We start from the raw sequence: 430 nt of genomic DNA, 5'->3' as shown, positions 1-430 counted from the left end.
AGCTTTACGAAGAAGTTTGAGCGGATTTTCGTGCCTTTGATCATCCTGTTGGCCGTCATCACATCTCTCGCTTTTCTGGTTCTGGATGAGGCGCCGTCGGACAGCTTTTATCGCGCCATGGCCGTTCTGGTTGCGGCTAGTCCGTGCGCGCTGGCGATCGCGACACCAAGCGCAATCCTGTCTGGCGTCGCCCGTGCGGCGCGTGGAGGCGTTCTCATCAAGGGCGGAGCACCGCTCGAAGCGCTTGGACGCGTCGATGCCATTGCATTCGACAAGACCGGCACGCTCACCGAAGGCGATCCCCGCCTCGTTGATATCGCGCCCTATGGCGACGCGACCGAAGCGGAATTGCTGACGGTGAGCGCCGCCGTGGAAGCGCTCAGCGATCATCCCCTCGCCCAGGCCGTTGTGCGCGATGCCAGGACACGCC

1 protein-coding gene is annotated in these 430 nt (G+C 62.6%); it reads left to right on the top strand.

The annotated features are described in order from the left end of the window. A partial coding sequence (locus tag HOC_RS20785; protein WP_035542816.1) for an HAD-IC family P-type ATPase occupies positions 1–430 on the top strand: 430 nt, incomplete at both ends.

The sequence above is a fragment of the Hyphomonas oceanitis SCH89 genome (genome assembly GCF_000685295.1).
GTDB lineage: Bacteria > Pseudomonadota > Alphaproteobacteria > Caulobacterales > Hyphomonadaceae > Hyphomonas > Hyphomonas oceanitis.
This window is presented reverse-complemented; position numbering and strand designations above follow the sequence as displayed.